Here is a 13,971-nt window from a genome sequence, read left to right as displayed (position 1 = left end):
GAATTTCATGGCGCTTTTGCAGATTTCCGAGCCCGGCCAATCCCCCGATCCCCACCAGCGACGCATTGCTGTAGGTATCGACCTGGGCACCACGCATTCTCTGGTCGCTGCAGTGCGCAACGGCGTGGCCGAGTGCCTGCCCGACGATCAGGGGCGTGTGCTGCTGCCATCGGTGGTGCGTTACATGGAAATGGGCCGCCGACAGATCGGTTTTGATGCCAAGGCCGCGCAGGCGCAGGATGCTGCCAACACTATCAGCTCGGCCAAGCGCTTCATGGGGCGAAGCCTGGCCGATATCGAATCGCCCGAGAAGCTGCCTTATCGCTTCAAGACCGATGACAGCAGCGTCATCTCCGTCGAAACCGTGGACGGCGCCAAGACGGCCGTGGAAATCAGTGCCGAAATTCTGGCGACCTTGCGCTTCCGTGCCGAAGACACGTTCGACGACGATCTCTATGGTGCAGTCATCACCGTGCCTGCGTATTTTGACGATGCTCAGCGCCAGGCCACCAAGGATGCAGCCAAGCTGGCAGGCATCAACTTGCTGCGCCTGATCAACGAACCCACGGCAGCAGCCATTGCCTACGGCCTGGACAACGCGGCAGAGGGCGTCTACGCCGTCTACGATCTGGGTGGCGGCACCTTCGATATCTCGGTGCTGCGTCTTGCACAGGGTGTGTTCGAAGTGATCGCCACAGGTGGTGACTCGGCATTGGGCGGCGACGACTACGATGACGCGCTGGCGGCCTGGGTGGCGGAAAAGACCGGCACGCAGCTGGAGTCGGCAGCAGACAAGACCGCCTGGCGTATTGCCGCGCGCCATTGCAAGCAGGCCCTGACTGAATCAGAAGTTGTAGCGTTTACCGCTGATATTTCCTCGGGTTCAGTGTCTTTTGATGTCAAGCGTGAGGAATTCATTGCGCTGACTGCTCACTTAACCAGCAAGAGCCTTGCTGCTGTGCGCCGCGCGCTCAAGGATGCAGACCTGGGCCGCGATGAGGTGCAGGGCGTGGTCATGGTCGGCGGCTCCACCCGCATGCCCCAGATTCGCCAGGCCGTGGCCGACTTCTTCGGCAGCGAGCCGCTGACCAATCTCAACCCTGACGAAGTGGTGGCCTTGGGCGCTGCCATTCAGGCCAATCAGCTGGCCGGCAACAATACCGCCGGCGACCTGCTGCTGCTGGACGTGATTCCGCTGTCGCTGGGTGTGGAAACCATGGGCGGCCTGTCCGAGCGCATCATCACGCGCAACGAGACCATCCCCACGGCCCGCGCACAGGACTTCACGACCTACAAGGATGGTCAGACCGCTCTGGCCATTCACGTGGTGCAAGGCGAGCGCGATCTGGTGGCGGACTGCCGCAGCCTGGCGCGTTTCGAGTTGCGCGGCATTCCGCCCATGGCTGCCGGCGCGGCGCGCATCCGCGTGACCTTCACGGTCGATGCCGACGGCCTGCTGTCCGTCAGCGCCAAGGAGCAGACCAGCGGCGTCGAAGCACATATCAATGTCAAGCCTTCCTACGGCATTTCCGACGACCAGATCGCCCAGATGCTGCAGGACGGTTTTGCCACGGCCCAGGAAGACATGAAAGCCCGCGCCCTGGTCGAGGCCCGCGTGGATGCTGATCGCATGCTGCTGGCCACGCAGAGTGCGCTGGACGTGGATGGGGATGTGCTCAGCGCCGAGCAGCGCGACAGCATCGACGGCCTGATGACAGCGCTACGCGCGGCCGTCGCCAGCGATGATCCGGCCGTCGTGGAGGGCGCAACACAGGCCCTGGCCAAGGGAACCGAGTCGTTTGCGGCCGAACGCATGAATCGCAGCATCCAGCAGGCGCTGGCTGGCAAGAGTGTCAACACCATTTAATTCATAAACAGAACAATGCCCATCATCAAAATTCTTCCTCACGCCGAGTACTGCCCCAACGGGACAGAGATCGAAGCACCCGTCGGCACTTCGATCTGTGAAGCCATGCTGGACAACGGCATCAATATCGAGCATGCCTGTGATATGAGCTGCGCCTGCACGACCTGCCATGTCATCGTCAAGGAAGGCTTCAACTCCCTGAACGAGGCGGAGGAAGAGGAAGAAGACCTGCTCGACAAGGCCTGGGGTCTGCAGCCTCAGTCGCGCCTGTCCTGCCAGGCGATTCTGGCGCGCGAGAATGTGACGGTGGAGATCCCCAAGTACTCCATCAATCACGCCAAAGAGAATCATTAAGCACCCCCTGAGGCGCTTTGCGCCTTCCCCCTCTCTCTACGCGCTTCGCGCTAGGGGAGGGGGACGACACCCTCGGTGCGCGGCGGCGCTTCCTCGGTGTCCTGGCTTTGGTGCGCGCTTGTTTTAGAAATTGTTGGGCGATGTGAGCGCCGCAGGTAATTGGGAGAAATTGAATGTCGCGCCAAATTGTTCTGGATACGGAAACGACCGGCCTGTCGGCCATCGATGGCGATCGTCTGATCGAGCTGGGCTGCGTGGAGCTGGTCAATCGCAAGCTCACCGGCAACAATCTGCATCTGTACTTCAATGCGGGTCGGGACAGCCATCCAGATGCCTTGCGCGTGCACGGCATCACCACGGAGTTCCTCAAGGACAAGCCGCGCTTTGAGGAAAAGATCGACGAGATCTGGGAGTATCTGCAGGGGGCAGAGCTCATCATCCACAATGCGCCGTTCGACCTGGGCTTTCTGAACAACGAGCTCAAACTGGCCAAGCGCCCGCCGCTCAAGCAGTGCGTGGGCGGAGTCCTCGACACCCTGGTCATGGCCAAGGAGATGTACCCGGGCAAGCGCAACTCGCTGGACTCGCTCTGCGATCGCCTGGGTGTCGACAATTCCAATCGCACGCTGCACGGTGCTTTGCTGGATGCGGAGCTGCTGGCGGATGTCTACATCAATCTCACGCGCGGGCAAGATGCCTTGCTCATGACCGAGGAGCCGGCAGATGCTCCGGCGGCTGGAGCGATTGTCGTTCCCTCGGTGGACCTGAGCAGCTTCAAGTTGCCAGTGCTGCGCGCCAATGAGCAGGAGCAGCAATCCCACGACGATGTGCTCAAGCAGATGGATAAATCCAGTGGTGGCAAGACTGCCTGGCGCAACTTTGAAAATGTGAGCGCTAATCCTTGATATAATCACGCCTATCGGGTGATTAGCTCAGCGGTAGAGCACTGCCTTCACACGGCAGGGGTCACATGTTCGATCCATGTATCACCCACCAAATACGAAAACCTCTTAGGTCATTGATCTAAGAGGTTTTTTGTTTGCGTGCGTACTGCGTACCTCCCGTTGGCGCAGGCTTTACAGCTTGAAGTGGACGGCGTGGCAGCAGCCCTTCCGGTCGGAGGAAGGCCTGTGTCAGGCAGGCGAAGGGGCGAGGCATATGCTGCAATCTGCCTGGCCAGGGCTGAGCCAAATTCCTGGCCTGAGGCGCGCAGCGGGCTCAGCCCTGATGATTCTTGGATGACCGCGCGGTCTTGCGTGAGCACTTGGGGGCTTGTTGCTCAGGTTGAGCTGGCAAGCTTGTTCGAGGGTAGTCCAGTACGCGCGGAAGGTTTCGCCGTGCGGAAGTTGTTCGAGCCAGGCCAGCGCATTGACCCACGACCTTGTCGTGGTGGCAATCGTGGACGCTGATCCAGCCGCGCTGGCTGTGCCTGAGTACCTCGTCCTGCTGCGTGCGCTGGCTGAGCGGCGGCTGCATGAGGAGGCAGAGTGGGGAGCGAAGACATGCTGCACAGGCTGCTGGCGGTGGTGCCGGACATGACCGAAGCCGATGGGCAGGATGGTACTCATAGGGCTTCCGTGATGCAACAGGATCGTCAGGGCGTGCAGCAGGCCATCAGCTGCGCCGACAATTGCTGCTCTGCCGCAGCATCGCTGAGATGGAGTCGCTATGGGCGCGTTTTCTTTACCAGAACCGGTTCGCTGCGGTAGCTGTCGGGAAAGAGGCGCTTGAGGCTGTTCACCTTGGGAATATCGTTGAAGACGATATAGGGGTGGCGCGGGTTTTCGGTCAAGAAGTCCTGGTGGTAGAGCTCGGCCGGATAGAAGCTGGCCTTGTCCTCGAGGCGGGTGACTATGGGTTTGGGATACAGGCGCGCTGCATCGAGCTGCGCGACGTAAGCCTGCGCTGTCTTGAGCTGGGCCGGGCTGGTCGTGAAGATTGCCGAGCGATACTGAGTTCCTGTGTCCGGACCCTGTCGGTTGAGCTGGGTGGGATCGTGGACGACAGAGAAAAATATCTGCAGCAGCTTTCCATAGCTCACCTGGGTCGGATCGAAGGTGATCTCGACCGATTCTGCATGGCCGGTGTTGCCGCGGCTGACCAGCTCGTAGGAGGCGGTGGATGCAGCACCTCCGCTATAACCGGAGACCGCGCGTTGCACGCCCTTGACGTGCTGGAATACGCCTTGTACTCCCCAGAAGCAGCCGCCGGCAAAGATTGCACGCTGCGGGGAGGGTCCGGTGGCCGGGAGGTCCAGGACAGGGGCAGGAAGGCGAACCGCTTCTTCGGCCGAGAAGGCCATTGGTTGCCAGAGCAGTTCGCCGCCCAGCAAAACGATGCTGCCGGCCAGTGTCTGGAGCAGGCCGCGCCGATTCAAGGCGGGCCCTGAGATGATGCGTGTGTTCATATGGCTATCCAAAAGTGAAGGCATAGGCGGAAACGCCGCTGTCCAGGAACTCGATGCTGAAGGTGTGCTCGGTAACGACTCCGGATTGGCGCACCAGCTGGTAAAGCCGCTGGCCGGTGACAGTGCCGCTGCCATCGGCGGCCACGTCCACGCCGTGGGCGGTGCCGGGTGGTTTGCCGTCAATGCGGACCTTGAAGCGCACGGGCTTTCCGTCAGGGCCGGGGCTCAGCACCAGGTGCAGGTCCCGCGCCTTGAACCGGTAGACGATGCTGCCTGATGGACCGGTCAGCAAGGCGCTTTCGGGTCCAACCATCCATTGCCCGGCAAGGCCCCAGGTGTTCAGCCTGGGCCGTTCCGGTTCTCGATACGTTGCCGTCCTGTCGGGAACGGCTTTGGGCGTGGAGAGAAAGTTCTCGGCACGCTCATAACCCAGATAGGTTTCGGGGGACGCGACCTCATCCATGTTGGCGGCCAGTTGAACGCCCCCGGCATCTACCTCCGTCAGGCCCATGGTTGACTGGGAGCTGCCCGCCTCTTGGAGAAGCTGTTGTATCACTCGCTCCGACTCGGCGTAGCCGCCTTCGCCAAAGTGATGGTGGCGGATGCGTCCCGTGGCATCGATGAAGTAGTGAGCAGGCCAATACTGGTTCTTGAATGCGCGCCAGATTGCATACTGGTTGTCAACGGCCACCGGATAGTTGATGCCCAGGTCTTTCATGGCCTTGCTCACGTTGCCTATGTCGCGCTCAAAAGCAAACTCGGGGGCGTGCACACCGACCACGATCAGGCCTTGATCACGGTATTTTTCTGCCCATGCCTTCACATAGGGAAGGGTGCGCAGGCAGTTGATGCAGGAGTAGGTCCAGAAATCCACCAGCACCACCTTGCCACGCAGGTCTTGCCCGCTCAGAGGCCTGGAGTTGAGCCATTGGGTTGCCCCGCCCAGCGATGGTGCGATGCCTTCATCGGGCAGTGCAGGGGCTTTATTCGATGGTCCGCTCATGCGCATTGCGGCTCCTGCAGACATCATGGCGGCTCCCTCAGCGGGTGCCTGGGATGCTCCCCGCATCATCGTGCCCGGATTGCCGCGCATGGTCGTGGGGTCTTCTCCATGAGGCTGGTTCAGGCGCTCGACCAGTTTCTGCTCCAGGCCGCCGGTGGATGCCGTTGACAGTCGAGCCAGTACGCCGGTATCGATCCCCAGGGCGATGGCGGCCACGCCCGCGAGCATGGCTGCACCGAGGCCGCGACGTACCCATTCACCGGCACCCAGCGAACGCTTGAGCGCGGCAAATACCCGTCCGCCGAGCAGCAAAGCCGCAGCCATGGAAGTCGCAGCCCCGGCGGCATAGGCCAGAAGTAGCAGGGTCGAGGTGGTGTTGGCGCCCTGCAGGGCTGCACCGGTCAATATCAGTCCCAGGATGGGCCCGGCACATGGAGCCCATAGCAGCCCTGTTGCGATTCCCAGCAACACCGAGGAAGCCATCTTCGGTGTACCGTCTTGCTGCACCGACTCGGACAGGCGCGATCCGGCAGTCACCAATGGGCGGGTCAGCCTCTCCGACAGATGCGGTAGCAGCAGTGTCAGCCCGAAAACGGCCACCAGAGCCAGTGCCAGCCAGCGGCCATACTGATTGGCAGCCACCACCCAGCCGCCGCCGACGGCGGCGAGAGAGGCAACGATCGCAAAGGTCAATGCCATGCCTGCCAGCAATGGCAGGCCGTTGCGCACAAAGGGCTGGTTCGCGCGAGAGAACACAAAAGGCAGCACGGGCAGGATGCAGGGACTGACGATGGTCAGCACACCACCCAGATAGGCAAGGACGATCAGCAGCATGGCCTGTTTCTCCTCAGGCCGGCCTGGGCGTGAAAGCCAAGGCCAGGCCGTTCATGCAATAGCGCAGACCTGTGGGAGGCGGCCCGTCTTCGAAGACATGGCCGAGATGGCCGCCACAGCGCCGGCAGTGCGCTTCGACACGCACCATGCCGTAGCTTCGGTCCTTGCGGGTGGCGACGGCGTTGTCCAGCGGCTTCCAGAAGCTGGGCCAGCCGGTGCCGCTGTCGAACTTGGTGGAGGAGGCAAACAAGGGCAAGGAACAGCCTGCGCAGGAAAATGTTCCAGGACGATGCTCCTTGTTGAGCGGGCTGCTGCCGGGCGGCTCCGTCGCCTCCTGGCGCAGCACCGCATATTGCTGAGGGCTGAGCCGTGCACGCCACTGGGCGTCGGTATAGCTGACTTCGAAGGTCTCTGTCGCTGCAGTCGCGTGGCGCTGGAAGATTCCGGTGGCAAGCGCTGCAGCGGAGGCTGCTGCGCCCAGCAGCATATGGCGTCGGGTGGTCATGGCATCGGCTTTCTGGGTTCGATGACATTGAGCTTATGGAGTGGCGATCCCGAAGTCCTCACGCAAAGTTAAAAAAAACGTGATAACTCCCCGCGAGCAGTTTGAGCACAATATGAAAGTACGCGGTTCTGCATCGACCGTCCCTCCCGGAGACCTGATTACCCATGACTAACGTCCGTCGCATTCTGCTGGTCGAGGACGATGCCCACATCGCCGATCTGCTTTCGCTCCACCTTCGGGACGAGGGGCTGGAGGTCGTGCATTGCGCCCGCGGCGACGACGGCCTCGCGCATCTGGAGCGCGGTGGCTGGGATGCGCTGGTGCTGGATCTGATGTTGCCTGGCGTGGATGGCTTGGAGATATGCAGGCGTGCGCGTGCCATGACCCGCTACACGCCGATCATCATCATCAGTGCCCGCTCCAGTGAGGTGCATCGCATTCTGGGGCTGGAGATCGGCGCGGACGACTATCTGGCCAAGCCGTTTTCCGTTCTGGAACTCGTGGCACGGGTGAAGGCTCTGCTGCGCCGGGTCGATGCTCTGGCTCAGAGTGCGCGCCTGGAATCCGGCAGCCTGTCGGTCAATGGGCTGGTCATGGACCCGGTGGCGCGGGAGGCCAGTCTGAGCGGGCGTCGTCTCGATCTCACGCCGCGCGAGTTCGATCTTCTGTATTTCTTTGCCCGCCAGTCGGGCAAGGTGTTCTCGCGCATGGACCTGCTCAATGCGGTCTGGGGCTATCAGCACGAGGGCTACGAGCACACCGTCAACACCCATATCAACCGGCTTCGCGCCAAGGTGGAGCTCAATCCAGCACAGCCGACGCGGATCCTCACGGTTTGGGGGCGCGGCTACAAGTTCGCTGAAACTGGAGAGAGCGAATGAACCTGACTCTGACCCAGCGGCTGGCGATCGTGTTTGCCGTGTTGCTACTGGTCTGCAGCGGTACCTCGGCCTGGCTGCAGCTTCGCTCCAACCGCATGCATGAGCTGGAAGTGGTGCAGGCCTTGTCGCGCGATGTCGCCGAGAGTATTGCCCGCGATGCCCAGCTGACCGATGCGAATGGCTTGATGCCTAACGCGGTGCGAAATCTTTTCAACCAGCTGATGATGGTGAACCCGAGTGTGGAGGTCTATCTGCTGGAGCCCGACGGCCGCATCGCCGGCCACGCGGCACCCGAGGGGCGTTTGCGTCGCGACCGGGTCGATCTTGAGCCGGTGCATCGATTCATCGATGGACAGATGCTGCCGATTCTGGGCGATGATCCGCGCAGCCGCGATGGCCGCAAGGTCTTCAGTGCGGCCCCTTTGAGCGTGAGCGGGCGGCAAGTCGGCTTCATCTATGTGGTGTTGCTTGGCGAGGCCCATGATCTTCTTGCTGCCAGAGGCTCGGCAGATGCAGTGTTGAAGACGGCACTGCTGTCGATTGGCATGGTCGGGCTGCTCTGTCTCGCTGCGGGCCTTGTCGCCTTCACCTTGATCACGCGTCCCTTGCGGCGTCTGACCGAGTCGGTTCGGCAGTTTGACATGCATGGCGCTCCCCCCGAGATGCCGGAACGCTCCCCGGATGTGGCCAATCACAGCCGTGACGAGATTGCAGTGCTGGACGCTGCCTATCGGCAGATGGTGCTGCGCATCAGCGAGCAATGGGAAGCACTCACGCGGCAGGATCAGGAGCGCAGGGAGTTGATCGCGAATATTTCCCACGATCTGCGCACACCGCTGTCATCCTTGCATGGGTATCTGGAGACCTTGCTTCTGAAGGATGCAAGCCTGGAGCCTGCAGAGCGCAGGCGCTACCTTGGCATTGCGCTGGACCAGAGTCGCAGAGTAGGGGCCCTGTCCCAAAGCCTGTTCGAGCTGGCCAGACTGGAATACGGCTTTGTGCAACCGGAGCTCGAATCATTCTCTCTGGTTGATCTGGTGCAGGACGTTTTTCAGAAGTTCGAGCTTGCGGCAGAGTCGCGTCATATTGCCCTGCAGGCGGACCTTGCTCCTCAACTTCCGGCAGTTCGTGCGGATCTGGGAATGATAGAGCGCGTCCTGAGCAATCTGCTGGATAACGCCTTGCGCTATGCCCCCGAAGGCGGGGCGATCAGGATCGCCATAAGAGCAGTGGGCCAAGAGCTGGAGGTGACGATCAGCGACTCCGGCCCGGGCATCCCGCCAGAGTTGCGCGAAGGCTTGTTCAGGCGTCCATTTACCGTAGGTGGTGCCCGCCGTGACGGTGGCCTGGGCCTGAGAATCGTGCATCAGATGCTGGAGCTGCATGGAGTCTCCATTCATCTTGTCGAGAGTGGCGGACAGGGCACCACGTTCCGGTTTTCATTGCCACGGGCTCCCGCTTAGATGTTCAGTCCCACAGTGAGATGGTGCGGATGAAGTCTAAAGCGACTTGGATCTTTTTCCCACGCCTCGCACATCGCACGGAATGATGTCTTCCACCTGAGCGCTTTCAAGTGCTTGCCGAAGTTGTAGCTTTGAACAATGCCTGGACATGCTCCCGTAGCTGCTCCAGGCCCTCGTACTCGTACGCCTTGATCGTGGATTCCTTGATGGTCCGGTTCATGCGCTCGACCATGCCGTTAGTCCAAGGGTGGTACGGCTTGGTATGTCGTTTCTCGATTCCATTGAACTTGCAGATGCGTTCAAAGATGTGACCGATGCATGTGTCGGTGACGCCACCTCTGAAGCGTTCTTGCCCTGTGGAGGCCATGCCGTTGTCCGTCAGAACGGTATGTATGCGGTACGGGAAGGCCACAAGCACCTGCCGAAGGAACTGCGCTGCGTTGGCTTTCGTGGCCCTGTCAAAGAACGCAACATGCGTAAACTTTGTGACGCGGTCTATTGCAACAAACATGTGCTGTCTGCCGCTGGAGATTTTCATTTCGGCGCTGTCGATGTACACGAAGCCCTGCGTCGTTTCTTCAAACTTTCCGCGCCTTCGCGGCACCTGCATTGCTGGCTGTCGACTGATTCCGTGACGCTGCAGGCATTGATGCAAGGCGCTGCGGCTGAGCTTGGGTGCCGTCTCCAGGAGCTGCCCTATGAGATCGTCCAGCGACAGATGCCCTTGCTTGCGTAATGCAATTGCCAGATGTTCTTGCTCTTGAGAAAGATGCTGGCTTGCTCTGTCCCGAAGACCCATGGGCTCATCGAGCACCGAGGTGCGCGCACGCACTTGGCCACGGCCAAGCTGCTGAAATCCGCGTCTCCCGACATGCCTTTGGGTGCTCGCCTGTATCTCGACAATTGCGCCGCCTGTCACTTTGTCAGTGGCAAGGGCGCTCCCGAGATCTTCCCCGAGCTGCAAGGCAATGCCATGGTGCTGGGCAAGGATGCCAGCCCGCTGGTATCGGTGATTCTCAAGGGCGCTTCATCGCCCGCTACTGAGCGCCGTGCCATGCATCTGGTGATGCAGGACTATGCCGACCGCCTTACCGACGGTGAGGCGGCCGCACTGGCCACCTTCCTGCGCACGGGCTGGGGCAACCAGGCTTCGGATGTGAGCGAAAGCCTGGTCAGCAAGGTGCGCAAGCATGTACAAGCCGATGCTGCTCCGCAGCGAGCCCTGTAGACAGCATGAGCGTCCGCCAGGTGCCTTGTGCGCCGGGCCGGCTCCCGAAACCCGGCCCGATGGAAATCCGGCCGGGTTTTTTCATGCCGCTGTCGTTTGCCGGGGCGATTGAGCAGTCCAAATATCAACAGGCCGCACCACTGTGCTTAAGTGATGCGGCCTGTTGCATATGCGTATTGCGGATCAACCAACCGGATGCTGACGGTAAACGGCGCGGTATGTTGAATGGTTTTGCTGCGTCGGTAAACGTGCTTCCATGGACTCAAGTGTGCATGTTGCAGTGCAGAAAATGTTGCTTCAAATTCTGTAAATACAGTGTTGCTACAGAAAATTTTTCTGTTTTTGAATTTTTAGCGGTAAATTCCAAGATATGGATACACTGGATAAAAAGATTCTTGCTGCATTGCAGGCTAACGCGCGCGCCAGTCTGCAGGAGATTGGCGCGGCCGTGGGTCTGAGTGCATCACCATGCTGGGCACGCATCAAGAAGATGGAGGAGGCCGGCGTGATCGAGGGCTATACCGTGCGTCTGAACCCGCAGGCGCTGGGACTGGCCGATTCGGTTCTGGTCATGGTCACGCTGGACAGCCACTCGGACAACACGCTGGAGAAGTTCGGCGAGGTGCTGGCCACCATTCCCGAGGTAGTGGAGGCGCATCTGGTTTCGGGCGAGTACGATTATCTGCTGCGTATCGTTGTCAAGGACACGCGCGATTACGAGCGCCTGCTGCGCGAAAAGCTCTACAAGATCAAGGGCATACGCCATAGCCAGTCCAGCTTTGTGCTGCGCACGCTGAAGAAGGCCGACCTGCCCCTGGGAGTGTGAAGCAGCATCGCTCTAAGCGGTGCCAGGTGTGGCTGAAGTCATTCAGGTTTCAACTCTCATCGAGACCTGGATGCAGACCGGATCGCTGGCCGCGTTGGCCCATCTGGGGGGGCTGCGCGGCGGATGTGATGGAGGAACGGATGAAGCTGATTCGGTGCCGGGGCGCCGCGTCAACTGTCTCAACGCATGGCGCGGCGCAGGCCGGCGCTGCTCCAGTCCACGGCAATGCTCAGCAAAAGCATGGCCATGATCACGGTGCTGGCCTGGGCATAGTGGAACAGCGAAAGCTCGAAGTACAGCAGCTGGCCCAGACCGCCGGCACCCACAAAGCCCAGAATCGCCGCCATGCGGATATTCATTTCCCAGCGGTACAGCGTGTATGCCAGCAACTGCGGCGCTGCGCCAGGGAGGGTGCCATAGCAAAATGCCAGCAGGCGATTGCTGCCGCTGAGCTTGAGCGCATTCGCGGGAGCGGCCGGAGCATTCTGCAAGGCCTCGGCAAACAGGCGGCCCAGCACGCCGGTGGTATGCAGGGCCAGGGCCAGCGCACCGGCAAACGGGCCCAGGCCCACGGCCAGCGCGGTGATCGTGGCCCAGACCAGCTCGGGCACGGAGCGCAGCACGTTGAGCACCACATTCCATGGTGCACGCCAGCGCGGCAGGGCCAGCAGCAGGCCCGCGATCGCGGCCAGCAAGGTGCCGACTATGGAGATGGCCAGGGTCTCCCAGATGCCTTGCAGCACCTTGAGCAGCCAGGGCTGGCTCAGATCGGGCGGGAAAAAGCCACGCACGAAGTCGCCCATGCTGGCGGCAGCATCTGCCGTGAACAGCGCAGAGAAATCAATATCCAGAAGCCGCAGACTGGCCCATAGCGCCGCGCAGGCAGCCAGCAGAAATGTGCCGGTTCGCCAGCCGAAGGGCTGGGCGCGCGCAGCAGGCGCGGCGTCGAGCGCGCGACGCAGCCACCAGGAAAGCAGATCGGCCGCCGCCACCAGCAGCATGAAGGCCAGCAAAATGCTGGCGGCTTCGCCGCCGTTGAGCATCTTCATGGCCTGATCCATGAGCTGGCCCAGGCCCCCCGCCCCGACAAAGCCCATGACCACCGAGGCACGGACCGCGCATTCCCAGCGGTAGACGGTGTAGGAGGTCAGCTCCTTGGCAGCCTGGGGCAGCAGGCCATAGAGCAGGGCCTGGATACGGCCGGTGCCGCTGGCACGCAGGGCGCGGGCCGGGGCGGGGTCGGTGGATTCGAGAATTTCCGCATAGACCTTGGCCAGCATGCCGCCATAGGTCAGGCCCAGGGCCAGCACACCGGCTGCCGGGCCCAGGCCGAAGACACGCACGAACACCAGAGCCCAGACCAGCTCGGGAATGCCGCGCAGGATGGTGAGCACGCTGCGGGCGATGGGGTTGAGCGTGACTCTCTCGCGTGCCGCGCCCGTGGACAGATAGGCCATGGGTACGGCAATCACAAAGGCCAGCGCCATGCCGGCCGTGGCGATGGCCAGGGTCTCCAGCGTGGCCTGAGCCAGATAGGCCAGAAACTCCCTACTGGTCTCGGGCGGCAGAAACTGCGCGAGAAAGCCGCCGATGACTTTGAGATTATCGGCATCGAATAGTGGCTTGAGCGAAAAGCCCGAGGTCTGCAGCATGGGCCAGAGCACGACCAGGGTCAGGATCAGGCCGCTCAGGCGGCCGCGAGCAGAGGGGTCGCGGCGTGATGGCCGGGCTTGCTCGAGCATGTCTACCGGCATGCGTTCACCTGGATGGGAGTGGGCGTGATGCTGGCGGGATCGCGCTGAGCCAGGCGGTTGTGCAGCATGGGCAGGTCGGCCGCTCTGCCATCGGTATGGGCATAGAGCGCTTGCAACTGCGCATCGCTGACCTGCGCGGCCGGCAGGTCAAAGGCCAGGCGGCCATCGCGCACGCCGACGATGCGGGCAAAGTTGGCCAGCGCCAGATCGACGGCATGCAGGCTGGCCACCAGCGTGGCCTTGCGCGCGGCGGCTTCCCGCACCAGCAACTGCACCGTGGCCTGCGAGAGTGCAGGGTCCAGGGCCGAGACCGGCTCGTCGGCCAGAATCAGTTCGGCCTGCTGGTAGAGCACGCGGGCAATGCCCACGCGCTGCAGCTGGCCGCCGGAGAGCTGGTCGCAGCGTGCAAACAGCTTGTCCTCGAGCTGCACGCGGGCCAGGGCCTCGCGCGCGCCCGCAATGTCCTGCGGATAGGCCAGCGATGCCAGCGCCTTCCACAGCGGCCACTGGCCGAGCTTGCCGGCCAGCACGGCCGTGACTACGCGCTGACGCAGCGGAATGGGGGCGGCCTGGTGCACGGTGCCGATGCGGCTGCGCAAAGCCTTGAGTTCGCGGGCGGCGGATTGCGCAGACGCGGTCCGGCCCAGCACCTGCATGCGACCTGCCGTGGGCAGGTAGGCTGTGCCTATGGTGCTGAGCAGCGAAGTCTTGCCGGCGCCCGAGGGGCCGATGAGCGCAATGCTCTCGCCCTGGATGGCGGACAAGGAGATATGGGACAGGGCGGTAAAGCCGTTGCTGTGGGTCAGGCCCACATCGTCCAGCATGAAGCTCATGAGACGAATACTCTGA

At 61.9% G+C, this 13,971-nt stretch carries 13 protein-coding genes and 1 tRNA gene; 8 read left to right on the top strand and 6 right to left on the bottom strand.

Features of this window, described 5'->3' with window-relative positions:
* Positions 1 to 7: 7 nt before the first annotated feature.
* The 4 genes from hscA to AAIL67_RS08825 all read left to right on the top strand — a co-directional run bounded on the left by hscA (position 8) and on the right by AAIL67_RS08825 (position 3,217).
* Positions 8 to 1,867 (top strand): Fe-S protein assembly chaperone HscA, encoded by a 1,860-nt coding sequence (gene hscA / locus AAIL67_RS08840; protein WP_034406145.1) that lies wholly within the window; start codon positions 8 to 10, stop codon positions 1,865 to 1,867.
* A gap of 15 nt (positions 1,868 to 1,882) precedes the next feature.
* Positions 1,883 to 2,221: an ISC system 2Fe-2S type ferredoxin gene (gene fdx / locus AAIL67_RS08835; RefSeq protein ID WP_003054218.1), complete on the top strand. Its 339-nt coding sequence runs from the start codon at positions 1,883 to 1,885 to the stop codon at positions 2,219 to 2,221.
* A 173-nt stretch (positions 2,222 to 2,394) separates the two neighbouring features.
* Complete coding sequence (gene dnaQ / locus AAIL67_RS08830; protein WP_003067586.1) at positions 2,395 to 3,126, top strand: DNA polymerase III subunit epsilon; 732 nt, start codon at positions 2,395 to 2,397, stop codon at positions 3,124 to 3,126.
* A gap of 16 nt (positions 3,127 to 3,142) precedes the next feature.
* Positions 3,143 to 3,217, top strand: a tRNA-Val gene (locus AAIL67_RS08825).
* Between the two features lie 670 nt (positions 3,218 to 3,887).
* Here the strand turns inward: AAIL67_RS08825 and msrA are convergent.
* The 3 genes from msrA to msrB are packed head-to-tail and all read right to left on the bottom strand — an operon-like array spanning position 3,888 to position 6,970.
* Positions 3,888 to 4,628, bottom strand: coding sequence for a peptide-methionine (S)-S-oxide reductase MsrA (gene msrA / locus AAIL67_RS08820; protein WP_343483801.1), 741 nt, complete (start codon positions 4,626 to 4,628; stop codon positions 3,888 to 3,890).
* A gap of 4 nt (positions 4,629 to 4,632) precedes the next feature.
* Entirely contained in the window at positions 4,633 to 6,465 is a 1,833-nt protein-coding gene (locus AAIL67_RS08815; RefSeq protein WP_343483800.1) for a cytochrome c biogenesis protein DipZ, read from the bottom strand.
* Between the two features lie 13 nt (positions 6,466 to 6,478).
* Positions 6,479 to 6,970 (bottom strand): peptide-methionine (R)-S-oxide reductase MsrB, encoded by a 492-nt coding sequence (gene msrB / locus AAIL67_RS08810; protein WP_003067612.1) that lies wholly within the window; start codon positions 6,968 to 6,970, stop codon positions 6,479 to 6,481.
* 164 nt (positions 6,971 to 7,134) lie between these two features.
* Between msrB and AAIL67_RS08805 the strand changes: the two genes are divergently transcribed.
* Together AAIL67_RS08805 and AAIL67_RS08800 are read left to right on the top strand one after the other, a co-directional pair.
* Positions 7,135 to 7,851 carry a response regulator transcription factor gene (locus AAIL67_RS08805; RefSeq protein ID WP_003067613.1) on the top strand — a complete coding sequence of 239 codons (717 nt, stop codon included), beginning with the start codon at positions 7,135 to 7,137 and terminating at the stop codon, positions 7,849 to 7,851.
* Positions 7,848 to 9,314, top strand: a complete 1,467-nt coding sequence (locus AAIL67_RS08800; RefSeq protein ID WP_343483799.1) for a HAMP domain-containing sensor histidine kinase — start codon at positions 7,848 to 7,850, stop codon at positions 9,312 to 9,314. Before AAIL67_RS08805 ends, AAIL67_RS08800 begins: the two co-directional genes overlap by 4 nt.
* Positions 9,315 to 9,420: 106 nt before the next feature.
* On the opposite strand, the gene AAIL67_RS08795 is transcribed toward AAIL67_RS08800, so the two are convergent.
* Positions 9,421 to 10,113: an integrase core domain-containing protein gene (locus tag AAIL67_RS08795; RefSeq protein WP_343483798.1), complete on the bottom strand. Its 693-nt coding sequence runs from the start codon at positions 10,111 to 10,113 to the stop codon at positions 9,421 to 9,423.
* A gap of 33 nt (positions 10,114 to 10,146) precedes the next feature.
* Here AAIL67_RS08795 and AAIL67_RS08790 point away from each other — a divergent pair, with 33 nt between their 5' ends.
* Together AAIL67_RS08790 and AAIL67_RS08785 are read left to right on the top strand one after the other, a co-directional pair.
* A complete protein-coding gene (locus tag AAIL67_RS08790; RefSeq protein ID WP_343483797.1) occupies positions 10,147 to 10,542 on the top strand; it encodes a cytochrome c in 396 nt (131 codons plus the stop codon).
* 370 nt (positions 10,543 to 10,912) lie between these two features.
* Positions 10,913 to 11,368, top strand: coding sequence for an Lrp/AsnC family transcriptional regulator (locus AAIL67_RS08785; RefSeq protein WP_003062481.1), 456 nt, complete (start codon positions 10,913 to 10,915; stop codon positions 11,366 to 11,368).
* A gap of 179 nt (positions 11,369 to 11,547) precedes the next feature.
* Here AAIL67_RS08785 and phnE read toward each other — a convergent pair whose 3' ends face one another.
* Both phnE and AAIL67_RS08775 read right to left on the bottom strand, forming a co-directional pair.
* Complete coding sequence (gene phnE, locus AAIL67_RS08780) at positions 11,548 to 13,122, bottom strand: phosphonate ABC transporter, permease protein PhnE (RefSeq protein WP_343483796.1); 1,575 nt, start codon at positions 13,120 to 13,122, stop codon at positions 11,548 to 11,550.
* Positions 13,113 to 13,955 carry an ATP-binding cassette domain-containing protein gene (locus tag AAIL67_RS08775; protein ID WP_046460238.1) on the bottom strand — a complete coding sequence of 281 codons (843 nt, stop codon included), beginning with the start codon at positions 13,953 to 13,955 and terminating at the stop codon, positions 13,113 to 13,115. Before AAIL67_RS08775 ends, phnE begins: the two co-directional genes overlap by 10 nt.
* Positions 13,956 to 13,971: the final 16 nt, after the last annotated feature.

The sequence above is a fragment of the Comamonas sp. A7-5 genome (genome assembly GCF_039581385.1).
Taxonomy (GTDB): Bacteria; Pseudomonadota; Gammaproteobacteria; order Burkholderiales; family Burkholderiaceae_C; genus Comamonas; species Comamonas thiooxydans.
The sequence above is the reverse complement of the archived record's forward strand: the minus strand, read 5'-3'. Positions and strand labels throughout refer to the sequence as shown.